Origin of the sequence: Nitrosomonas communis, assembly GCF_001007935.1 — a bacterium.
GTDB classification, from domain to species: domain Bacteria; phylum Pseudomonadota; class Gammaproteobacteria; order Burkholderiales; family Nitrosomonadaceae; genus Nitrosomonas; species Nitrosomonas communis.
Window position 1 is genome coordinate 1,514,969 of record NZ_CP011451.1, and the last position, 23,269, is coordinate 1,538,237.

Annotated in this window: 20 protein-coding genes, 1 other RNA gene and 3 pseudogenes; 11 read left to right on the top strand and 13 right to left on the bottom strand. The window is 46.8% G+C overall.

The window, feature by feature from the left end; genetic code table 11:
• Positions 1–327: 327 nt before the first annotated feature.
• The 5 genes from AAW31_RS06910 to AAW31_RS06930 all read left to right on the top strand — a co-directional run bounded on the left by AAW31_RS06910 (position 328) and on the right by AAW31_RS06930 (position 8,131).
• Positions 328–1,896, top strand: coding sequence for a S8 family peptidase (locus AAW31_RS06910; protein ID WP_052752124.1), 1,569 nt, complete (start codon positions 328–330; stop codon positions 1,894–1,896).
• A gap of 290 nt (positions 1,897–2,186) precedes the next feature.
• Positions 2,187–2,405, top strand: coding sequence for a hypothetical protein (locus AAW31_RS06915; RefSeq protein WP_046849682.1), 219 nt, complete (start codon positions 2,187–2,189; stop codon positions 2,403–2,405).
• A 538-nt stretch (positions 2,406–2,943) separates the two neighbouring features.
• Complete coding sequence (locus AAW31_RS06920) at positions 2,944–4,275, top strand: IS110 family RNA-guided transposase (protein ID WP_046849683.1); 1,332 nt, start codon at positions 2,944–2,946, stop codon at positions 4,273–4,275.
• Between the two features lie 379 nt (positions 4,276–4,654).
• Positions 4,655–5,539, top strand: a complete 885-nt coding sequence (locus AAW31_RS06925) for a hypothetical protein (protein WP_046849684.1) — start codon at positions 4,655–4,657, stop codon at positions 5,537–5,539.
• A gap of 243 nt (positions 5,540–5,782) precedes the next feature.
• Positions 5,783–8,131 carry a heavy metal translocating P-type ATPase gene (locus AAW31_RS06930; protein ID WP_046849685.1) on the top strand — a complete coding sequence of 783 codons (2,349 nt, stop codon included), beginning with the start codon at positions 5,783–5,785 and terminating at the stop codon, positions 8,129–8,131.
• 68 nt (positions 8,132–8,199) lie between these two features.
• Here the strand turns inward: AAW31_RS06930 and AAW31_RS23870 are convergent.
• Positions 8,200–8,583, bottom strand: a pseudogene (locus AAW31_RS23870) (transposase); the annotation flags it as partial.
• Positions 8,584–8,782: 199 nt separating this feature from the next.
• Complete coding sequence (locus AAW31_RS06940; protein ID WP_046849687.1) at positions 8,783–9,115, bottom strand: four-helix bundle copper-binding protein; 333 nt, start codon at positions 9,113–9,115, stop codon at positions 8,783–8,785.
• Positions 9,116–9,649: 534 nt separating this feature from the next.
• Here AAW31_RS06940 and AAW31_RS06945 point away from each other — a divergent pair.
• From AAW31_RS06945 to AAW31_RS06955, 3 genes are all read left to right on the top strand, one after another.
• Positions 9,650–10,183 carry a DUF421 domain-containing protein gene (locus tag AAW31_RS06945; RefSeq protein WP_052752125.1) on the top strand — a complete coding sequence of 178 codons (534 nt, stop codon included), beginning with the start codon at positions 9,650–9,652 and terminating at the stop codon, positions 10,181–10,183.
• A 566-nt stretch (positions 10,184–10,749) separates the two neighbouring features.
• On the top strand, positions 10,750–12,084 hold the full coding sequence (locus tag AAW31_RS06950) for a DUF2254 domain-containing protein (RefSeq protein ID WP_046849688.1): 1,335 nt from the start codon (positions 10,750–10,752) through the stop codon (positions 12,082–12,084).
• Positions 12,085–12,398: 314 nt separating this feature from the next.
• Positions 12,399–13,871, top strand: a complete 1,473-nt coding sequence (locus AAW31_RS06955; protein ID WP_046851577.1) for an ISNCY-like element ISNco1 family transposase — start codon at positions 12,399–12,401, stop codon at positions 13,869–13,871.
• A 281-nt stretch (positions 13,872–14,152) separates the two neighbouring features.
• Here the strand turns inward: AAW31_RS06955 and AAW31_RS06960 are convergent, their stop codons facing one another.
• The 3 genes from AAW31_RS06960 to AAW31_RS21225 form a co-directional block, all read right to left on the bottom strand.
• Complete coding sequence (locus AAW31_RS06960) at positions 14,153–15,085, bottom strand: mechanosensitive ion channel family protein (protein ID WP_200899734.1); 933 nt, start codon at positions 15,083–15,085, stop codon at positions 14,153–14,155.
• Between the two features lie 438 nt (positions 15,086–15,523).
• A complete protein-coding gene (locus AAW31_RS21220) occupies positions 15,524–15,676 on the bottom strand; it encodes a hypothetical protein (protein WP_158441423.1) in 153 nt (50 codons plus the stop codon).
• Positions 15,677–15,772: 96 nt separating this feature from the next.
• Complete coding sequence (locus AAW31_RS21225; RefSeq protein ID WP_158441425.1) at positions 15,773–15,910, bottom strand: hypothetical protein; 138 nt, start codon at positions 15,908–15,910, stop codon at positions 15,773–15,775.
• 469 nt (positions 15,911–16,379) lie between these two features.
• Between AAW31_RS21225 and AAW31_RS18860 the strand changes: the two genes are divergently transcribed.
• Positions 16,380–16,610: a transposase gene (locus AAW31_RS18860; RefSeq protein ID WP_052752126.1), complete on the top strand. Its 231-nt coding sequence runs from the start codon at positions 16,380–16,382 to the stop codon at positions 16,608–16,610.
• Positions 16,611–16,854: 244 nt separating this feature from the next.
• Here the strand turns inward: AAW31_RS18860 and AAW31_RS06975 are convergent, their stop codons facing one another.
• Both AAW31_RS06975 and AAW31_RS06980 read right to left on the bottom strand, forming a co-directional pair.
• Complete coding sequence (locus AAW31_RS06975) at positions 16,855–17,925, bottom strand: endonuclease/exonuclease/phosphatase family protein (protein ID WP_046849691.1); 1,071 nt, start codon at positions 17,923–17,925, stop codon at positions 16,855–16,857.
• Positions 17,926–18,161: 236 nt separating this feature from the next.
• Positions 18,162–18,909, bottom strand: a pseudogene (locus AAW31_RS06980) (IS5 family transposase).
• Between the two features lie 185 nt (positions 18,910–19,094).
• On the opposite strand from AAW31_RS06980, the gene ssrA reads away from it, so the two are divergent.
• Positions 19,095–19,333, top strand: a transfer-messenger RNA (tmRNA) gene (gene ssrA / locus AAW31_RS23875).
• Positions 19,321–20,352: an AI-2E family transporter gene (locus AAW31_RS06985; protein WP_046849692.1), complete on the top strand. Its 1,032-nt coding sequence runs from the start codon at positions 19,321–19,323 to the stop codon at positions 20,350–20,352. Before ssrA ends, AAW31_RS06985 begins: the two co-directional genes overlap by 13 nt.
• A 267-nt stretch (positions 20,353–20,619) precedes the next feature.
• Here the strand turns inward: AAW31_RS06985 and AAW31_RS06990 are convergent, their stop codons facing one another.
• The 6 genes and pseudogenes from AAW31_RS06990 to AAW31_RS23525 form a co-directional block, all read right to left on the bottom strand.
• Positions 20,620–20,955: a YnfA family protein gene (locus tag AAW31_RS06990; RefSeq protein ID WP_046849693.1), complete on the bottom strand. Its 336-nt coding sequence runs from the start codon at positions 20,953–20,955 to the stop codon at positions 20,620–20,622.
• Positions 20,942–21,280: a PadR family transcriptional regulator gene (locus tag AAW31_RS06995; RefSeq protein WP_046849694.1), complete on the bottom strand. Its 339-nt coding sequence runs from the start codon at positions 21,278–21,280 to the stop codon at positions 20,942–20,944. The genes AAW31_RS06990 and AAW31_RS06995 overlap by 14 nt, the downstream gene beginning before the upstream one ends.
• A gap of 10 nt (positions 21,281–21,290) precedes the next feature.
• The gene (gene chrA, locus AAW31_RS07000; RefSeq protein WP_046849695.1) at positions 21,291–22,496 is read right to left on the bottom strand and encodes a chromate efflux transporter; all 1,206 of its coding nucleotides are present in this window, start codon (positions 22,494–22,496) and stop codon (positions 21,291–21,293) included.
• Positions 22,497–22,621: 125 nt separating this feature from the next.
• On the bottom strand, positions 22,622–22,873 hold the full coding sequence (locus tag AAW31_RS21850; protein ID WP_200899736.1) for a hypothetical protein: 252 nt from the start codon (positions 22,871–22,873) through the stop codon (positions 22,622–22,624).
• Positions 22,860–23,039: a methyltransferase domain-containing protein gene (locus AAW31_RS23520; RefSeq protein ID WP_407667749.1), complete on the bottom strand. Its 180-nt coding sequence runs from the start codon at positions 23,037–23,039 to the stop codon at positions 22,860–22,862. Before AAW31_RS23520 ends, AAW31_RS21850 begins: the two co-directional genes overlap by 14 nt.
• Positions 23,040–23,094: 55 nt before the next feature.
• Positions 23,095–23,229: pseudogene (locus AAW31_RS23525) on the bottom strand (SAM-dependent methyltransferase); the annotation flags it as partial.
• Between the last annotated feature and the right edge of the window lie 40 nt (positions 23,230–23,269).

Sequence of the window (23,269 nt, forward strand, 5' to 3'; positions counted from 1 at the left end):
TAGGAAATAGCATGAGTAAAACAGAGCAGATATCAGCGACGCTGCAGCGCTGCAAGAAAAATTAGAAAATAGCAGTGTCATATTTGCGTGATTGCCACCAAACCCTCTGATTCTTCCTTGTTTCTTCTCCCGTAAGCATATCTCAGCTTATCAAAGGGATGAGATTAAAAACATAATCGCTGAATTTTGGGGTCACTCATTTGTTGACAACCAGTTCTAATTTCATTACGCTCAATTTTCATGAAAAAGGGCGTTGATTTTTCCTCTTCGTCCTTTTACCGAATAGATTCACTCGTGAACTTGTGCGAAGTGAAATAGGAGAAAAGTATGGCTATCATTGAAAACCAAATTCCTCCTGTACAACCTTTAAGTTCAGATCACAAGTGTCGGGTCGTTGTAAAGTTCAAGCCGGACATGCAATTACCGTATTCAGGTGCCATTACTGAAGTACTTGAGCAACGTCTTGGATCAGCATGGGTTGAGCTGAATTCTCGATTTCACGGATTGCGCCTTGCTCCGTATTTCTCAACGATAGAGGAAGGCCAACTACGACAGTTTGCTCTTGGAGAAGCGCCTGGCACTACGGCAAAGAGTCAAACATCGTTTCTGCAATACTATGCCATTGAGTGTCCTGAGGGAGTCGAGGCTAAAGCTATTGCTGACGAACTGCGGTCCTGGCCTACCGTAGAAACGGCCTATGTAGAAGGTGGGCCTACGCCACCGCCGCTGAATCCCTCCGATGATCCGCGCAGTATCAATCAGGGCTACCTCGATGCGGCACCTGGTGGTATCAATGCGCGTGCTGTATGGCCTACAGCTGATGGTGGCGGTATTGGGTTCGTTGACCTCGAGCAAGGCTGGACTCTAAACCATGAAGACCTGGCGGCTGCCAACATCACTATCATCTCCGGCGTGAGTCAGGCCTACCATGGTCATGGAACCGCTGTCTTAGGGGAGGTTTCTGCAGTTGATAATACACGTGGCGGAATTGGTATTGCGCCAGGAGCAACTGCCCGCGTGGTTTCTCAGTGGCGGACGGCTAACACATACAACACGGCCGAAGCGATCCTTAGCGCTGCAGCTGCAATGAGTGCGGGCGATGTCTTGTTGCTGGAGGCACAGACATCGCATCCTAATGCTAGTGGGTATGTTCCTGTAGAAGTAGAACAAGCCGTCTTCGACGCCATTCAATATGCGACTTCTCAAGGGATCATAGTTATTGAAGCGGGAGCAAATGGCTCCGTTGACCTCGATACATTCCAAGACTACGATGGGAAGCAGATATTAAATCGCACGAGCACCGACTTTCGCAATTCTGGAGCCATTATGGTCGGGGCAGCGAGTTCCACGGTGCCGCATCAACGCCTGTCTTTTTCAAATTATGGCAGTCGAATCGATTGTTTCGCGTGGGGAGAAAACATTGACACTTGTGGGGATGGTTGGACCGGCACTAGCACGACGGCATATACGACCAGCTTTGGTGGCACCTCGGGCGCCTCACCCATCATTGCTGGCGCAGCCTTATTGTTGCAGTCTTGGGCGGTCAGGATCGGGCGTGCTATATACACACCCCAAGCCCTGCGTGATGTACTCAGCGATGCTAATCTGCATACGCACAGCGCCAATCCAGGCAACGATCGCATCGGGGTCATGCCCGATCTTCAGAAACTTATTGGATCAAGCAAGCCAAAACCTTTTTGGCTGGATGTGTTAGCGTGGGCATGGTTAATTCTATTAGGAGCCTTGCTGATCACGCCAGGCGGTATCTTGTGCATTAAATGTGGATCACTTGACCCTGGTTATCTTGGTGATACGGTTATCAACCTGCTTGGCATCATATCTATTGGCTTAGGGATTTACGGCTTTGTCCAGCGGACACGCAATAAACGTAGTTAAAATAACGTAAGTTCGACATAAAAAAAGCATCAAAAGGAATCTTAATTCCTTAAGCCCTTACGATGAATTGATTTCAAAATGAGTTTCATCATTAGATGAACCAAATCGCTCTTCCTGCTTTTCTTATCCCGAATTCGCGTTAATTAAAAATAACGAAGGATGCTTCCAATAAAGTCTGGGGTATAACTTGACTTATTTAATGAATGCAATATAGCTGCTGCACCCTAAGCTTTTCTTGGTTCCCGCTGATTTCGCTTGTGGCGAGGAGATACAGAACAAATCAATAACCTGTGGAACCTCGCCTCAACGAACTTCCAGAGCCACTGGATTTATCTCCAGTTGAGCCACCGTATGAACCTCCTATGGTGCCAGTGGATGAGTCTGGCGCGCCACCAAGAGAGCCACTGCTGGAAGAACCTCCCGTTGAACCGCTGCGAGAGGAATCCCCCGTTGAGCTGCTGGATGAACCTCCGGTTAAGGCGCCAGATTGTCTCTGGGAATTACCTTGATCTGAAGTGCTCCCGGCAGCAGACCCTATTGCATCTCCTTGTCCCGATGTCTCTCTAGGTTCCTCAGCGCCTGCAGCATGAGTTGTGCCCGTAAAATAAAAAATAATTGCACTGAAGATTGTTGCGATTTGTTTCCTATTCAATACAGAATAATGTTTCATAATATTCCCTCCACGCCGCCCAGCAAAATTGCTTTATTTATATTACTCCGCGATTTCCTGGTCTCTCTGTACGTTTGCCAACATAAGAAATGTTAATGAGGAGATAAGGCTACTTACATATTAGCGTAGTAATCCGCTAGAGGCGGCAAGGCGCGCAGAAGAAACAAGCGGCGTCAGAGCTTGAGGAGTAAAGTTGGAATGTCGCGCTGGAGAAGACCGACACATCACTGGTGCTAATCCGCCCGTTTTTTAGCGTGGTCATGGGTCACGTCGGCGACATTGGTGAGTCCGTGGCAACGGACATCCCGTTTGAAAGAGTGAGTACAACGACGTACCTGAACCAGCGCGACATTCCAATAGAGATAATGGAGGATGTCATGGCAAAGTTCAAGCAAAGTAAATTGGAGTTAATCCATCCGAATGCAGCGGGGATTGATATTGGCTCTGCGAGCCATTTTGTGGCGGTACCGCCGGATCGAGATAACAAGCCGGTAAGGGAATTCAAGAGTTTCACCGCAGACCTGAATGGTTTAGCGGACTGGTTAGAGGCCTGTGAAATTGACACTGTGGCAATGGAATCGACGGGGGTATACTGGATTCCACTGTATGAACTTTTGGAGTCGCGCGGGCTGACTGTGTATCTAGTAAATGCGCGGCACGTCAGAAATGTTTCTGGCCGGAAGTCGGATGTACTGGACTGCCAATGGTTACAGCAACTGATGAGCTTTGGGTTGTTGTCTGGCGCATTCCGTCCGAAAGATGAGATATGTGCACTACGAGCCATATCTCGTCAACGCGATATGCTGATCCGTTATCAGGCGCGACATGTGCAACATATGCAAAAGGCTCTGGCGCAAATGAACATACAATTGGCGAACGTGATTTCGGATATTGTGGGCGAAACCGGTCAAAAGATCGTTCGTGCCATCATTACTGGTGAGAGAGATGGGCACATCCTGGCGAATCTCAAGAGCAATCGCATCCGGGCTGGCAAAGACGAGATTGAGAAATCGTTAATCGGGAATTGGCGGGAAGAACACCTGTTTGCACTCAAGCAAGCGATGTCACTCTATGACGCCTACAGCGAACGACTCACCGAATGTGACCGGCAGCTTGAAACCATGCTGGCGGCACTTCAGGTGCACAAGGTAGAGATCTGCCAGAAGAAGCGCCGCTCCAATGTCAAGAACGCTCCCAAATTTGATTTGCGTGCCCATCTGATTGGCATGTGTGGGGTTGATTTGACGCGAATTGACGGCATCGAAGTGACGACTGCGATGAAAGTCCTGAGTGAAGTGGGCGCTGACATGAGCAGGTTCAAGAGTGCGAAGCAGTTTGCCTCGTGGCTTGGGTTGTGTCCTGGAACAAAGATATCGGGCGGAAAAGTGCTATCGGGGGCAAGCAAGCGCACAGCGAACCGTGCGGCTCAGGCACTGCGCATGGCGGCAGTTTCATTGAAATCCAGCCAGTCTGCACTGGGTGCCTATTACAGAAGATTATGTGGCAGACTCGACAAGGCAAAGGCAATCACAGCGACAGCACACAAACTGGCGCGCTTGATCTACACGATGCTAACGAAAGGAATCGAGTACGTCGATAAAGGGCAGGAGTACTATGAGGAGCGATATCGTCAACGCGTGTTGCATCATCTGACTGTTCGCGCTCGGAAGCTGGGGTTTAATCTTACCCCTGTTCCTGAGGCTACTTAATATTTGCTGTAAAATCATTGTGTTACATTTGTTTCTTGAAAGATCTCTTGACTTTAAGAGACAATTCACATCCCCGATTTTCTCTTTTTAAAACCATTTATACCTCACCTAAATCCGCGTCAATACATGACAAAAATACAACTTGTTGATTCATAAGAACATATAATTGATCAATTTTTAAGCAAAGCAGTAAATATGATTACAGTTAAATATCTTAGCTGCAATATTTACCAATTATCCACAAACTTATCCACAGAAATTGTGCACAAGTACTGCTTCAGCTTAAATGCGAATTAAGAGCTGAAATAGAAGCCAGTTCATCAATAACGTTAAACTATTGAGGAAGCTATCACCCAACCTCAATCAATCAAGGTAACCAATGAACTGGCAAAATCGATTAATAACGATTTATCTCTATGTTTGCAAGCATTATCAGCAAAATCTTTGGGTTCATAGCCAAAGAATGAGCCATTACGCGGATTTAAGTTTTAGCAACGAAGAAGTCATTACCCTCTTCCTGTTCGGTGTAATGGACAAGCATAGAGAGATCAAAGGTATTTATGAGTATGCGGATCGCCACTTACGCGATTGGTTTCCACGACTCCCAGGTTATGTGGCTTATGTTCAGCGCCTGAATCGAGTAGCCGATGTGTTTGCACCCTTATTAGCACTGATTCAGCAAGAACAGGAAACCAGGAATTCCGGACAAGCTTGGCTGATCGATTCATTTCCAGTAGCGTTGGCCAGGCAAGGCCATCGGTTTAACGCGTGTGTAGCGAAACAGTTGGCGGATTCAGGCTGCTGCTCAACCAGGAAGTTGTACTATCATGGTGTGCGGGTTCATATCATAGGGCGGCGTCAACCAGGCTCATTGCCGGTCGCTGAGTATATCGGTGTGACCGGCGCCAGCGACCACGATGGCAAAATATTTGATCAGATTCGGCCACAATTGCACCACAACGAACTGTATGGCGATAAAGCTTATCAACGACCCGATGCCGAAGAGATCAGACAAGCTCAGAATCTGACCGTCTTGATACCCGTTAAAAAAAGGCAACTTTGTCTGGAACCACAGGATCAATGGTTGTCTACAGCGGTGTCTCGCGTTCGGCAACCGATTGAAGCCTTATTTGCATTGATTGAAGAAAAGACAGACATTGAATGTGCCAGCAAAGTTCGTTCTTATAAGGAGCTTATGGTGCATGTATTTGGAAAGCTGGCTGCAGCTCTGTTTTTCTGGAATTTTTTACGAGTTAGCTCTTAATTCACATTTAATTCGCATATTAAGAGTTATTCATCCTTCTTAATAAAGTACCCGTTACATCGGAGTATAACAATTTGACAAGTTATTCAATTCACTATACTTTTATTTAAAATCCAAAAATATTTTTATTTTTCACACTTCCGACCCGTAGTGGCAGCTAAAAACTGACTGACGGCGCAAAGATGCGATCAGGCACTACAGTACGGAAACGCAGAGATAACTATTCTACAAGGATTGCAAGTTATGACTCACGGCCATCATGAGCATGTACAGCATGACCACAATCTTCACACGAATCACGGTGATATAGCGACCGATCCCGTCTGTGGTATGCCGGTTGATTCACATACAGCGAAGCATCGCGCTGAGCATAATGAACATACTTATTATTTCTGCTCTGATCACTGCCACGACAAATTCGTGGCCGAACCCGATATCTATTTAGCGGATAAACCCCCACCAGTCAGGGAATTCACATCCAACGCTATCTATACTTGTCCGATGCATCCACAAATCCGGCAAGCCGGGCCGGGAAGCTGTCCGATCTGTGGCATGGCATTGGAGCCGGCAGAGGCATCGCTCGACGATGCGCCTAATCCGGAACTCGTCGATATGACTCGTCGCTTCTGGATTGGCCTCATATTAACCACACCGATTTTCATTTTGGAAATGGGCGGACATTTAATTGGGCTGACACACTTAATATCTACGCAGACTTCCAATTGGGTGCAATTATCATTAGCAACACCTGTCGTCTTGTGGGCAGGATGGCCATTCTTCGTACGCGGCTGGCAATCAATCAAAAATCGCGCACTCAACATGTTCACACTGATCGCGCTGGGTACCGGTGTCGCTTGGCTCTATAGTATCGTCGCAACTATCGCACCTGATCTCTTTCCTGATACTTTCCGAAGCCGTGATGGAGCAGTCGCAGTTTATTTCGAAGCCTCGGCAGTCATCACCGTGTTGGTGCTATTGGGTCAGGTACTGGAATTGCGAGCACGCGAACGCACCTCTGGCGCGATTAAAGCCTTGCTCGACTTATCGCCTGTTACAGCTCGTCGTCTGAGTGATGACGATGCAGAAAAGGAAATCAACCTGGATCAAGTAGTGATAGGTGATCGCCTGCGGGTCCGTCCCGGCGACCGCATACCCGTCGATGGTAAGGTGATCGAAGGTAGCTCGAATGTTGACGAGTCGATGGTAACTGGTGAATCCATGCCGGTTCGCAAGCAGCCCGGCAACAATGTGATCGGTGGCACCATCAATGGGCAGGGTAGTTTCGTGATGCGCGCCGAGAGAATTGGCCGTGACACAATGTTGGCACAGATCGTTCGTATGGTATCGCAAGCTCAGCGCTCGCGCGCCCCCATTCAGCGTTTAGCAGACATTGTTGCCAGCTGGTTCGTTCCTGCAGTCATTCTGATCGCCGTACTCGCCTTTGCCGCCTGGTCAGTCTGGGGGCCGCCGCCAGCCATGGGTTATGCCTTGATCGTAGCTGTCAGCGTGCTCATCATCGCTTGTCCATGTGCATTGGGTTTGGCCACACCGATGTCGATCATGGTCGGCGTCGGGCGGGGTGCGACCGAAGGTATTCTGATCAAAAATGCCGAATCATTGGAGCTTATGGAAAAGATCGACACTATCGTGATCGACAAAACTGGCACGCTGACCGAAGGTAGGCCTAAGGTGACGGCAATTCGTACTGTAGATAATATCAACGAAACTGAACTGCTGCGTCTCGCAGCCAGCCTGGAGCAAGGAAGCGAGCACCCTTTAGCTGCTGCCATCGTTAATGCAGCTAAAGAGCGATCGATCTCGCTTATAAAGATAACCGACTTCGACTCGCCGACCGGCAAGGGTGTGCTTGGTACTGTCGACGATCATCGGATTGTACTTGGCAACGCAAACTTCCTGGCAGAACAAGGTATCGAAGCCGGCGTGCTAAAACCGGAAGCTGATATCCTTCGCCAGGATGGGGCAACAGCGATTTTCGTGGCGATCGATGGGATGGCTGCTGGTATAGTTGCCATCGCTGATCCCATAAAGGAATCGACCCCTGCTGCTATCGATGCCTTGCATGCCGCAGGAATTCGCATCGTCATGCTAACCGGTGACAACCGTACGACAGCTGAGGCTGTTGCCCGTCGCCTCGGTATCGACGAGGTCGATGCGGAAGTACTTCCTGACCAGAAGGCAGCAGTTGTAGCACGATTACGCAAGCGCGGACGCGTGGTTGCAATGGCAGGCGATGGCGTCAATGATGCCCCAGCGTTAGCTACTGCCGATGTGGGTATCGCCATGGGCACGGGCACCGATGTCGCTATCGAAAGCGCGGGTATCACCTTGCTACGCGGCGATCTGCTAGGCATCGTCCGGGCGCGACACTTGTCTGAGGCGACAATGCGTAATATTCGCCAGAATCTGTTCTTCGCCTTCTTCTACAATACGGCTGGCATACCGATCGCAACCGGAGTACTTTATCCGTTCCTCGGCATCTTGCTCTCACCAATTTTTGCTGCGGCAGCAATGGCGCTATCTTCAGTCAGCGTGATCAGTAATGCATTGCGGCTACGCGTAGTCAAACTGTAGCTATACAGGGCGGCCATAACCCAAAGTGCACCATTATCATAAATGTGTTTGACATACTGATCCGGCTCAAAGAAATTAAATGGGCTGCGATGGCGGGAATGCTCTATTTGCGAGATGTTTCTCAATTGGTCATTGGTGGTCTCAATAACCGATTATTTAGTAATAGGAGTCTGCCAAATAACGGCAGCAGAGCTTGCTCTTCATGCTCTTACGTGCTTCGGTGACGAGCTGCATACCCTGCTTCCAGAGTTCTCAAAGAGCAACTGCCAGATATAGCCCTGATCACCAAAGAGTTTCCCAAACAAAGAGCGTGCCAGCTTAGGCAAGGAATGACGGTCGTTGACATTGCCCGCTGTGGTTTTCACCCCCAGCAATTCGCTTTAGCCATTGATGACCAGGTGCAGTTTTTACCCATAAAACCAACCTACGCTGGCCTTCTCCTGTACGGCAAAACTAGATGCAGCAGTTGGACACAAACTGATTTGCCCAAAGCAACTGGCCAGATTCCTTTTGATGCTTTTCTTATGTCAAACTCACGTTACTTACTCTACCTGCTAGCCAATCTCCAGCAAGAATTTGTTACAACGCCGGTAAGCCTCAGTAGTTAACTAGTACAAACTATCAGCGTATATAAGAAATCTGCAGTTAGCCCTACCCAGCCATTTCTCTACAACTTTTGGCACATTCACGGCAAGTTCTGGCACACTCCTCCATGTCGAGCTTTTCACAACTACTGGCACAGGCTTCGCAGATTTCAGCGCAGACTCGACAAAGCTGAGAGCTGAAAGGTGAGCGGATCAGCATCAAATTGGTTGAGGTCTGGCAGATTTCAGCACAACTCATCATCAAGCGGAAATGATCGGGTGCAATATGCTCACCGCCTGTTTCCAGGCAGTGGTTCATCGCTTCATGCAAGCACATTTGATAACATTGATTACAGGCTTCTACACATGCTTTCATTTTGGGATCAGTTAAATGAGCCATCGTAATACCTCCTTCAGATTAGTTAGGAATTTCGTTAACGCTCTATGAAAAAAAACAGAAACGATTTTTTATTTTGGACTTAATACTCAGGAAGTTCTGTACGCAAGCGCACAATGAAGTGGAATAAAAGTTAGGAATGATTATTGCGCACAATGTGTTTTTAATTGTGCTAGCTGTCAATAGTAGAGGCTGGAGTTTTAATTTTCCTTAACTGGTAAGAATAGATTATGATTTTTACCGGAAAAAGAGGGAGCATGGTTCAGTAGAATTGACCAACCCAGTTATACCCAAGACATCCTTGTACGCTTTATCTTTCAATCATCAGTGATTGTATTGTGGTTACTATTAAAACTGTATTGGCAATTGCTTGGTCTAATATGCAGCCAGCTTGCTTGTGTTCACGGAATCTCTAGCGCACAAATTGCTGAGCGAAAGACACAACCATCAAACATTTAACAGCCAGGTTGAAAGTTAGAGCAAAACGGCAAAGTTTAATGCTGATGAAAGGTATTGCATATTTATAACGTTACTGAAATGAATAAAATCTTCTTTGATAGTTGGGATAGCATTCTACGCACACTGGTCATTACCATACTAGCTTATGTGGTACTGATCTTTCTTTTGCGCATTTCGGGCAAGCGAACTCTCTCTAAAATGAATGCCTTTGACTTCATTGTTACCATTGCCTTGGGCTCAACCCTTGCCACGGTATTGCTGAATAAATCGGTATCATTGGCAGACGGGGTGCTTGCGTTGTCCCTATTGATCGGCCTGCAGTTTCTCATCACCTTTTTCTCTGTCAGATCTAAGAGAGTTTCAAAGTTAGTAAAGTCTATACCAACTTTGCTGGTGTACAAGGGAGATTTGTTGCAGGATGCTATGCGAAAAGAAAGAGTAAATGCGGATGAGATTTATGCCATCCTCCGGGAGAAAGGCATCAGTTCCATTCAGGATGTGGATGCAGTCATACTTGAAACAGATGGCAGTTTAAATGTCATCAAGTGCATCGAAAAAAACTTGAAGTCCGATGTAATGCAGCCCGTGAAAGCACCGCCTGACATCCAATAGCCGCTTCTGTCATAGATAGGTTACATTCCGTTTGCCGGCCAGGCAATCTGTTATATTCTTTCTATTGAGAAATTGAATAAGGCAATTTTTCATACATACAGGCTATGCCTCTGCTATAGGTTGTAACGCATTGATAGCCATGATCATCATCGCGACACAGGATTCTACTACGTTCTAGTACGTCAGAGCCATTCCCCACAAAATGAAGTTACACTATTAATATTTATCGCGTATGACAATACCAATTAATAGATGAATTCCAGTGTTACTTTACTAAGCTAAGTGTAGTAAATAATGGATAGCTTGGAAGTTAAGTTGGAGAAAGATAACATAGCCTCCTCGTGTAAAAAATAAAATTTATTGTTACGACTATGGGGCGATATAATAAAGCTTGCAGCGCTCCCCATATTACGCGCTAGGCTGATAAGCTATTTTCGTAAATGCAAGATTTTCTATCCCTGAAGAGTGCGTGGATCAGCTCCCTTTTCCTCTGACAAAAAATCAGTAATAGCGGTAAATCTATTGCTGAAGACGCAGCGAGCTTTTCAATCTATAGAGAAACACGCATGAAGAGACCCCAACAGCTATGGATTTATCTGAGATCGAGCTTCTGGTTCCTACCAGCTATAATTGTCGCAGCTAGCATTGCGCTTGCCGCAGGAGCAATTAATGTAGAATCGGCAATTGAGAGTGAAACTTTGGCCCGCTGGCCGCGCTTATTCGGTGCTGGAGCGGAAGGAGCTAGGCAGATGTTATCAACCATTGCCAATTCTATGATGGCGGTAGTGGGAGTAACTTTTTCGATGACTCTCGTAACGTTGACGCTCGCATCTAGCCAATATACCTCCCGCGTCCTCGGTAGTTTTATACGAAACCGCACTACCCAAACTGTGCTTGGCATCTTTGCAGGTATCTTTACCTATTGTCTCCTAGTATTACGGACAATCCGAGATAATGGCGAGGATACCTTTGTTCCAGGTATAGCCGTGTTTTTGGGTGTCTTTTTTGCACTTGCAGGAATTGGCGTCCTCATTCTTTTCATTCATCATATCGCAACTTCGATCCAGGCATCTAATATTATATGCTCGGTCGCAGAGGACACTATCGCTGCAATAAAGATCGTATTTCCTGAGCGTAATCCCCATAACAATTCAAAAGAAGATGAAACCCTGCTCAGGCGTTTATTAATCGAGGCAGAAGACTGGGAAGAGGTCCTTGCAGGAAAAAGCGGCTATATCCAGTCGATAGATTATGAAGCGCTAAAAAAACTCGCGCACGAAAAAGGGACAATCATAAAGACAGAGCACGGTATTGGAAATTTTGTGGTGAAGGGAGCACCGCTCGCATCTCTTCCTCGCCAAGATTTGCTTGAGGAAAAGACATTCCACAAGGTTTGTTCTTTTTACGGTATTGATAGTCACCGCACAATTGAGCAGGATCCGGATTTCGGGATTCGGCAGATCGTAGATATGGCAGTGAAAGCACTTTCGCCAGGCGTCAATGATACTACCACTGTCATAACTTGCATTGATTATCTGACCTCCATATTGTGTTTTCTGGTTCAGCGCAATTCTCCTCTCCGAATTTATTATGAAAAGGGAGAGCCACGATTGATAAGGATGAATCCAACCTTTGAGACTCTCCTTGATACTTCATTCGAAGAGATCCGTCGGAACGCAAGCGGCAATGCCAGAGTAATTATTTCTATGCTTGATGCTTTGAAGATAATTGGAGCGACAAGCCCGCTTGTTTCTCACAGAAAGGCGTTAGGTGAGCAAGCAAAGAAAGTTGCCGAGCTAGCAGAGGGTAGTATCGAGTCTACACATGACCTTGCGGCAATTCGTGCTCGATTAGAGACCCTACACATTGCTGTTGACCCAAATCCTCCTGCTAATCGATAAGACGCACTATCCTGATGAGCGCTTTCAGGGATAAAAGCCGCAGTTTATTCATTTTGCTCTCTATCCCAACTGGATGCTTCTTTTTACGGTGTTGACAACACGTTGTGCTAGTTAGTGTCGGCCCGAAAACCCTCTTCTTCTATAATAAACATAGGGTTGCGTCTAATTCAAGAAAAGAAGATTGCTGAAAAATTGAGTGAAAGTGCCGTTATTAGGTGGTTTTGGCGTATTTTCAAGCAAAACAATTTCAAACTTCGATTCAAATCAGCGAAAATATTGTCCTCAAAGACAAACTTCGTTCAAGTGGAAATCAAATGCGCGTAGTGCAAAATACCCAGATGGAATTAGGTGAAATTGATGTATCCCACATCAAATTTGACTTGAGATCACGAGATGATATTCCGAAGATACTGCGCGGCTTACAGCACCTGTACCTGGATGAGGCATTGTGCCACAAAGTTTTTGCCTTACTGGAAAGTGAAATTGCCCCCAAGGTGGATAAGCACAATGGTCGTCCTGGCATGACCCTATGGAGTGTCCTGGTATGTGGCGTATTACGGCTGGACTTAAATGCTGATTATGACCGTCTGCACGAATTGGTCAACCAGCACAGGACCTTGCGCGCAATGTTGGGGCATAGTCTGTACGATGAAGACAAGCAATATGCCTATCAAACCCTGGTGGATAATGTCAGTTTGTTCACGCCAGAATTGCTGGACAGATTAAACCAGATCATCGTCGAGGGAGGGCATATCCTCATAAAAAAGGACGAAAGCGCCCTGCGTGGGCGGTGCGACTCCTTTGTGGTTGAAACCGATGTGCATTTTCTAACCGACATCAACTTATTGGGGGATGCCCTGCGCAAAGCGATTACGCTGACGGCGCGCTGGTGCGAAAGCCAGCACTTAAGCGACTGGCGGCAATATCGCTACAATCTACGTCAATTAAAACGACTTATGCGCAATGCACAGAGCAAGAAGCGCCGCAAAGCCGCAGACCAACAAAGCAACCTACAAACGATTCAAGCGTATCAGGCCTATATTGAGCAAGCCCAATGTTACGTGAAAAAAATTCAAACCACCTTAACCAAGCTGGCTACAACTGCTACGCGCGAGTTGCTGCAAAAGATTGAAATTGAAGACTACCTCCAACATGCCAAGCGCCAAATAGACCAAATTGAGCGTCGTGTTATCAAAGGCGAAATCATTCCTCACCAGGAAAAAGTATTCTCCATTTTTGAACCCCACACCGAATGGGTCAGTAAAGGCAAAGCCGGTGTGCCTGTCGAGTTAGGCGTCAAAGTGTGCATTCTGGAAGACCAGCATCAATTCATCTTGCACCATCACGTAATGGAAAGACAAACCGATGATCAAATTGCGGTAAACATGGTCACGCAAGCTAAAAAACGCTTTCCCATACTCAATGCCTGCAGCTTCGATAAAGGTTTTCATTCACCTGCTAACCAGGCTGAATTAGCCCAACATCTTGAGCAGGTTACGCTGCCCAAAAAAGGCAAACTATCCAAAGAGCGCAAAGCAATAGAACAAATGGAAGAATTTGTTAAAGCCCGTCGTGCGCACTCAGCAGTAGAGTCAGCAATCAATGCGCTGCAGGTGCACGGACTAGACAAATGCCTAGATCATGGCATGGGTGGTTTTAAACGTTACGTTGCACTGGCTATTGTCGCCAGAAATATCCGCCGAATAGGTGATATTCTATGGCAGCAGGATGTTGAACGTGAACGTAAAGCTATAAAACGTCATTTAAAGCACCAACAAGCAGCTTAAGCTCTCCCGCTAACGCAAAAAACCGCCTGATTGCGAGCAATCAGTGGTGAGTGCTGGGTAGAAACCGTATTTTTCATGCCATGCCTCACAAAAATACAATCAGAGGCTTTTTTGGATGTATGGTTTCGTTGCATTTTTACAAAGGCACTTAAAAATTAAGCAGATTACTGGTGAAAAAATGGGGTTTTCGGACTGGCACTAGTTAGCTCTTGGTTCACGTAGTTTGCTTCCTTTAACTTGGCCACCAGTTTTTTCGCAGCGGATGCCGCACACGTTATGCCTCAAGGCGGAACTCGCTTTATTCGAACAGGCGGCAACCCAACAATTTCGTAGGTAGTAGAAGCGATACCAATTTGTGCTTCATCCATCGCTTTTAAAATATCGCGACTCATTTGATCCTTTAATTCTCGAATACCGAAATCGCGAGCGATAAAGCGAACGGTTAATTCAAGCCAATTATCCGTGAGCCTGTAGTAGACTTTAGGTTTCATGTCTACTCGTTTCATAAAATAGCGGCGTTCCATCTCCTGAAGCGACTCTTGGCCGAGAGAACTAATAGAGACCGTTCGATGATTAGCAATTTGCAGCAAAATATGTTCGGCTCGATGGTAGTCCGCATCGAATTTGATTGGGATACTTATTTCCTCCCAGATATAAGGAAATTCCTTGGTGTAGTTATACACGGGTTCATCAAAAATGCGAGCGTTACTGACTGTGACTATTCGTCCGGTGTATTGGCGGCTTTGAACCCACATAGCTGGCTCAGCATTTTGCACAGGCGGGGGCTGGCCCATCTCCATAATCGTGGTTTGCGTAAACCCTAGAGCAATTACGTCGCCACGGACTCCGCCCATCGTTATACGATCACCAACGTTAAAAGTCTTGCCATATAGTATAACGACATAGCCAGCTACAGCAGTAATAACTTTCTGCAATGCGAATGCAAGACCCGCAGTAACAAGCCCAACGCCAGTAGCCAAGCGTACCGGATCGTCGAACCATATAGAGACCAAACCCAGGATTAGAAAGATACTTGTACCTACCGCAATCCCTTGCCGAACCCAAAATATGAAGCGCTCATCCCTGCCTTTAAGAATACGAGATGTGTAGCGCCTGACAAGCCGGGACAAAATAAGCACAAGTGTAATGAAAGCGATGGTAAAAAGAAGCTTTATCCCATTCTCGGCATTGATGCCGACCAGTCGGACACCCAAGATCTCTACTGCTCGATTAGGTCCTACTAAAGTAATGAAATTTTCCATGACCTTGATTTATCCTATTGCTACAGTTTTTTGAGACAGGCAAGCGGTAAAAGCATTTGTAGTATAACCTGGCCAGTTAAAAATGATTCAGAATGTGTAAGGTTTGAAGAGCATAGTGACAATTTGGTTTTGTTGTTTACGCAGTGCTTTGGCTGACTCCTCGTTGATAAGCTTTATCGCCATATAGTTGTTCATTGTTATGTAATTGTGACCGAATCTAATCAAATATCTTGCCATCATGGCCGCGGGCGCCGGTTACACCGATGTACTCAGGGGGCCGGCAATGAGCTTGGTTGGCAGTATTCTATAATGTAGACCCGCATACCATAACAGGACAACTTCTCGGTTGATCAATCGCCTGAATCCGCCAGCTGTTTCGCTACACACGCGTTAAATCGATGGCCTTGTTTGGGCCAAGGCTACTGGAAATGAATCGATCAGCCAAACTTGTTCAGAATTTATGGCTTCCTGTTCTTGCTGAATCAGTGCTAATAAGGGTGCAAACACATAGGCTACCCGATTCAGGCGCTGAACATAAGCCACATAACCTGGAAATCGTGGAAACCAATCGCATCAATGGCGATCTGCGTACTTATAAATGCTTTTGATCTCTCTATGCTTGTCCACCACACCGAACAGTTAGAGAGTAATGACTTCTTCGTTGCTAAAACTTAAATCCGCGTAATGACTCATTCTTTGACTATAAACCCAAAGATTTTCCTGATAATGCTTGCAAACATAGAGATAAATCGTTATTAATCGGTCTTGCCAGTGCATTGGTTACTTTGATTGATTGAGGTTGGGTGATGTCTTCCTCAATAGTTTAACGTTATTGATGAACTGGCCTCTATTCAGCTCCTAATTCGTATTAAACCACCACTTATAAATTAGCTCTGCCTTAATTATAGGCAGCTCTAGATTCTCAGTTTACTTGATACTAAACAGCTCCCTCTTATCCTAACCTACAGTCAATTGACAATGGCATAATTTATCAGCACCTTAGAAATGTCTTTATTTTCGAGATTCTCTGAATATCAGACATTAGAAGCTTCGGGACCCTTTCTAATACCTTGGAGCTATCTTATATTAATCCATAATATGGATGAGTTTTAGCAAGCTTTTTACTGGTTCGGTTATGCTCGCGTTTCTAAAAAAGAACAAAATCTTGCTTTGCATTTTGATTCTTTGAAGAATACGCGCTGCGAAAAAGTGTTTATTGAGAAATCCCTGGTGCATAGATCGGGCTATGCTCACTGAAAAAAGTTATCAATATTACAACTGCTGGGATAAAATCACGGTGGGCAATAAGGATAACTGTGATCCAGTACCAGAGTTGACGCGCTCCTTATTTGGCAAACTCTCTGGTGATCGGGGCTATATTTCGCAGCCACTCTTTGAGCAACTCCGGGAGCAAGGTGTGCAGCTCGTTTCCAAGCCTACGCAAGAGCATGAAAAACAAGCTGTTGCCGCTGTTTGACAAGCTGCTATTACATAAACGCTCGATTTTGAGAGCGTCAATGACCAATTGAAGAATATCTCGCAAATCGAGCATTTCCACCATCGCAGCACATTTAACTTCTTTATTAAGCTGATAGCTGGACTGGTGGCTTACACCTTTCGCGAGAAGAAGCTCTCACTTAACATCAAACTTCCTCAAACTCTTCCAGTCATGATGTGATGGTTATTATGTCGAACTCACGTTATTTTAAATAGTCTTCAGGCTATGGAACATCATTTTTACTGACATTTTGACTTCTAACTTTGGCTTTTGCCCATACTATATCAGCCGCATCAGCATCCAGACCATTTATTTCATTACATGGTTCACCCTCTAATACGAGCTCAGTAAAGAGTGGAAAATGATCAGAGCCAAAATTTCTCAATCTTATTATACGTTTAATTTTAAAATGTTTACTGTGGAACAAGTGGTCTAATGGCCAGCGTAAAAACCAATAGCCGGCATGAAAAGTATTGTACATACCACGACCTATGCGTGGATCCAGTAAGCCACTTATTTTTCTAAATAACCGTGTTGTCTTAGACCAGGCAACATCATTTAAATCACCAGTTACAATAACAGGGATAGAAGTTTCAGCCACGCTTCTAGCTATAATGAGTAGCTCTGCGTCACGTTCTGAAGATGCTTCGTTTTCGGTTGGACTAGGCGGAGCAGGATGCACAAAATGGATACGGATTTTATGTCCGGATGGCAGCAGAATCAATGCATGTATTGACGGCTTGTCTGGCTCTACTAAGTATTCGATTTGAGGATTTATCATCTCGAACTTAGAATATATATGCATTCCATACTTGTTATCTAAAGGACACGGGACTCTATAGGGGTAAACTGTTTCTAAACTACTTAAATGCATTTGCCACCACAAATTTGTCTCCAGTGTAACCAGAACATCAGTATCATAATCATGCACCAGTTCGATTAAACCTTCCGCATTCCGGTTACTCATCAGAACATTCGCAATAATGATTCTGATTCTTTTTTGCGTATCATCACACTTTGAAGTTTTTACCTCCACAGGGAATAACGGCGTATACGGAATAATCCACCAAGCTTGATAAATGAGACAAGAAAAAGCAGCCACGATGAATATCTGTGTATAAATGGATGAAAGATCAAGAAGCAGAAATTCCAGAATGAGTGTAAAAATTATAAGTATGAAAAGCTGCAATCGAGGAAAATCAAAGTTACGTATCCACCAGGCATCATAACGGCATATAGGCAAGGCTGTTGCAAAAACGAGTATTACAGAGGTGATTAGGAAAATAATTGTCATTATGGGATATAAAATTATATCTAATTCTATAGCGTGCTAGTATGAGTCAAGCATAAGGGTTTTTGTTGTTTTGCCTATATCATGCACACATATTTAAGTCCTCCCAAGGTATGATCCGCGTTTTCGAGGTTAGATCAGCCTGGAAGCTGCTGCATAAGTGTATTAAGTAAGCAATATTCTTTATAGCAGACTTCTCCAGGCTGAATCCTATTTGAATTCCAGGATCTGTTGACATTTCATATAGGTAGCCACAGATACCCACACGCCTGGCTACCATACTTTTATAATTTCGCTTCAGTTTGTCATATCGTGTTGCTATTGCCCGATACTGCTTTAGCCGGGCAAAAGCATTCTCTACCAACTACCGGTATCTGTATAAACCCCAATCCCTATCTACATTACCCTTCAACGAGTTGCGCTTTCTCGGTATCACAGCCTGAGCTTCCTTCTTCGTTATCTGTTCCCATATCCATTCGCTGTCATAGCCCTTGTCCGCCACCATCGCTTTGGCGTCAGGCAACCTGGCAATCAAATCAGGTGCGGCAGAACAGTCATTGACTTCTCCACCGGTAATTTTAAACTCAACTGGCAAACCATAACCATCAACCGCTAAATGGATCTTGGTGGTATTGCCTGCACGGCTTTTTCCGATAGCCCGCGATTCTTGACTCGCTGCTCCCGCACTATGTTGATGCGCTTTAACATAACTGCCATCCATAAATCTCCATTCCCAATCGGGATCAACAGCCAATGCTTTGAAAACATTGAGCCATTTCCTGCTCAATGACCATGCATTGAATCTTTTATAGATGGAATTTCAGCAGCTGAACGCCTGGGGTAGATCGCGTCACGGACAGCCAATCCGCATTGATACAGTATTCCTTCTACCGTCATGCGCAAATTGCGCTTGTTATCAATCGTCTCTGGAAACAGAAACTTCTCCAACTTCGACCAGAACTTATCAGTAAGTATCAATCGCAGCATCGCAAACTCGTTTTGTTGGTGGGGTAGGAACCCCAATATTACGAGTTTGTTCTATCTATGAAACACTTATCTTAAAACGTCAACAGACCCTAGAATCAACTCAGAAATATTCTGTTAGAATCATAGTCTTGAACTTTTTTATATCAGCATCCCTTATTGTTCAGTATAAATTATCACGGGCACGATTTGGCTTCGACGTGAGTTGCAAAGTAGCATGACGAGGATCAGTTATCTCGTAAATACATGTAAAAAATAGCCGCAAACTAAGAAAATTTTAGTTGCTTAATTCAGCGGAAATCCATACCGGTTGGCCTTAATGCCGGGTCTGACAGAAAATGTAATCAAATGGAAACGGATCGATCAGAATTAACCTCAATAAGCAAAAACGGCTCAAGTAAAAAGAAAGTAGAAATGCCGGGCGAGAAAGCACTCATGTACGCCGGAGCGTTTGCATTGGTTTCGATCCTCATGGTTTTGCTGTGGAAAGCTGGAGAAGTTTTTCTTCTTATATTCGCGGGCGTCCTGCTGGCAGTTTTTCTTAATTCCCTGAGCAAATGGATCCACCAAAAGACGCACCTTCCGGAGAAATGGTCGCTAGCATTTGTATTATTGGCGCTTTCATTCGTTACTGCGATCGGTATTTGGTCGATCGCACCCGAAGTTTCCGATCAAATTGATCGGTTAACGGAATACATACCCCAGGCAGTAGATCAGGCCCGGCAACAGGTTCTAAAATATGAATGGATGAGAAAGCTTCTTGAGAAGAAAGACCAGATTGCAAGAATGGCCTCAGACGGCTCTAATATCCCCAGTACTATTACTGGAATGTTTTCTTCAACATTCGGCGCATTGGCAAATTTCCTGGTTTTCCTTGTGATCGGTATTTTTTTGGCGATAAATCCTCGTATCTATCTCAACGGTATCATCCGGCTCGTTCCACAAAACAGGCGTTCGCGTACAAGAGAAATATTGCATGAAGTGGGATCGGCGCTTCAGTCCTGGCTTCTTGCAAAGATTATCGCAATGTTTGTGGTGGGTATATTGACGGCAATTGGACTCTCGTTAATCGGAATCGAACTTGCGCTGCTATTAGGCATTATTGCCGCGCTTCTTACATTTATTCCTAATATCGGCCCCATTCTCGCCTTGATCCCTGCTGCCCTGCTGGCGTTGATGCATGGCTCCGACAACCTTATATACGTAATCGCACTATATATGGGAGTACAAGTACTTGAGAGCTATGTACTTACGCCATTGCTACAGCAAGACATGGTTGATTTACCGCCAGCCCTTATCATTAGCATGCAAATATTGCTCGGCGTTTTGGCCGGCGGCCTTGGCATTATTCTAGCCACCCCTATGACAGCAGCCAGCATGGTCCTGATAAGGATGATTTATATAGAAGATATTCTTGGGGACCGCCAATCTGAAGCGGGGCCCTGAACTCGAACGCGGGTTTATGGGCGCGAGCACTAGGAGAAGCCTTACATTCTCAAAGACGTAGAAATATGGGCTGAATAACATGTCAACTAAATAGGGCAATACCTCAACACAGTCGGCAAGAAACGGAAGGTCATGATCACGAGATTCCCAATCTCATATCTTATCGCTGATTATAAATATAGTAGAGTGATTGCGGACTTCAGTTCAATTCCCGATATACCACCAATACCAAATAATGTGGCGACAGAAACCGAAAACCGTAGGGCATCACGCGCTTGTCGCTGGCTGCAACGCAATGATTGCCATACCGACCAGGGCGATTGCTGCGCCCGCCAAATCCCAACGAGTCAGCGCGATACCATCGACGAAGTGTAGCCATAGGAGCGCTACGGCGATGTACATGCCTCCATAGGCAGCATAGGTACGCCCGGCTGCAGTCGGGTGTAGCGTGAGCAGCCAAGCAAACAGTGCCAGCGATAGAGCCGCCGGAAAGAGCAGCCATATGGTACGCCCCTGCTTCAAGACCAGCCACGGAAGATAACAACCAACGACCTCGGCCACAGCCGTAATCGCGAACAGGCCGGCGACTTTAAGCAATTCCATCAACGATCTCCTTCAGAACATCCACGCCCTCAATCAACTCCCTGAACAGCTCTTTGACCTTAACTTTGGCATCAGTCAATGCAACGCGGCCCTGCTTTGTGATCTCATCCACCCTTCGATCACGACAACGGGGACGCTCATGACGTGTAGTGAAGTAGCCCTTCTTTTCCAAGCCATGCAGCATCGGATACAAAGTGCCCGTACTGATCTTGTAACCGTGGTATCGCAACTCCTTGATGATGCCCAGACTGAATATGGGTTCTTCAGCTGCGTGGGGCAGGATATGCAAACGGATCAGCCCGCTGTAAAAGTCTTCGTCGGTCATTTTCCGAACCTCATACAACTGTGCTCAACAACCAGCCCGCAACACCAGTGCCGACGACGACCAGCCAGGGCGGCAGCTTCCAAAACATCAGGGCAACCAGCGCCACCAGGGCCAAGCCAAAGTCTTGTGGCGCGTAAATCGCGCTCGTCCACACCGGTTGATAGAGTGCAGCCAGCAGCAGGCCAACCACAGCCGCATTGATGCCAGACAATGCCGCTTGCGTGTGGATGCTGCGGCGCAGGTGCTCCCAGAACGGCAAGGTCCCCACGACCAACAGGAAGGATGGCGCGAAGATCGCCAGCAGGCAGATTAACCCACCCAACCAGCCGGAGGGTGCCTCATTCATCGAAGCACCAAGAAATGCCGCAAAGGTGAACAGAGGGCCAGGAACAGCCTGCGCGGCACCGTAGCCCGCCAGGAACGCGTCATTGCTGACCCAGCCCGAAGGCACGACCTCGGCTTGCAGCAGCGGCAGCACAACATGTCCACCCCCAAACACCAGTGACCCGGCACGGTAGAAGGCATCCACCATCGACAGCGCCTGATTCGGGAACAAGGCAGCCAACAACGGCAACCCCAACAGCAAGGCAAAGAACAGCATCAGCCAGAGCAAGCCAACGCGACGCCGGATGGCAATCGGCAGAGGGTCGTGCGCTGCCCCCTGCTGAGGGCTAAACAGCAAAAGACTAATGACCGCTGCAATAGCGATGACCCCCACTTGCCCCCAAGCGGACGGTACCAGAAGAACAAAGCATGTCGCCGCCGCCATGATGGTGATGCGCGGTACGTCTGGACAGAGATTGCGAGCCATCCCCCATACAGCTTGCGCGACCACCGCCACGGCCACCACTTTCAGGCCGTGCAGCATGCCAGACGGTATCGCATTCCCGTAGCTGGCCATGCCCAGTGCAAACAGAACCAAGACAATCGCTGACGGCAGCGTGAAGCCCGCCCACGCGGCCAGCGCACCGGCATAGCCGGATCGAGACAGCCCGAGCGCGATTCCGACCTGACTGCTGGCAGGCCCCGGCAGGAATTGACAGAGAGCGACCAAATCCGCATAGCTGCGCTCAGTCAGCCACTGCCGTCGCGTCACAAACTCATCACGGAAGTAGCCCAAGTGGGCAATCGGGCCACCAAAGGAGGTCAGGCCCAGTTGAAGAAAGATCAGAAAGACAGCCCAAGGGCTGCGGTCAGTCTTGGTGGTATCGGTCATGCTCGCATCTTGATTTGTGGCAGCGTTGGGTCATAATAATTGAAATATGGTTACGAAACCAGATAATGGGGACGCTCATCATGAAACTCGTTCTGATCGGAGTTGCGGCCCTGCTGACATCCAGGCTAGTTAGACACAGAAGGATAAGCAACACTTCCGACTAATGCCTTGCCTCCACTCAGAACCATGAATCTTCCCCACGGTACGCGCCAGGAAGCAGGCTTTCCACGAGGCGGGCGGAACATGTCGCCGATGGCAAATAAATCGCGCTGCACGAGTGAACATTTCTCACGGGCCACGGGCAAGCCCCTTGAAACCGTCCCGAAACTCGGCGGGCGATAACTAAAGCGCTCCGAGATAGGCTCAGCTGCTAACATAGCGCCCCTTGTAGAGCCATAACAGGCTGTGCCGATTTAGCAAACCAATGGCAAATTGCTTGCGTGTCACCCGCACAATTTCGGATACTACCTTGTGCCAATCGGAGGTGGAACACAGAGCGGCAATCGAAAGTACATAATCGAAACTGGGTCGGCAAACGGCAATGCCAGCGCATCGGTCGGAAGGTAGGTTGAATGAGGGTCGTGGCTACGTACGAACGAAGAGACTCAACATCGAGATCAATGCCGATAACATGCAGGTTCGGAAGAGTTGCTAGTCGGCGGGTAAACCAGCCCGTACCGCAGCCGGCATCGAGTAATCGGTCTTCCGCAGGAAAGGCCAGTTCCCTCAACATCAAGCGGTACTCGGTATGACCGATCCAGCTCCCTCGTAGG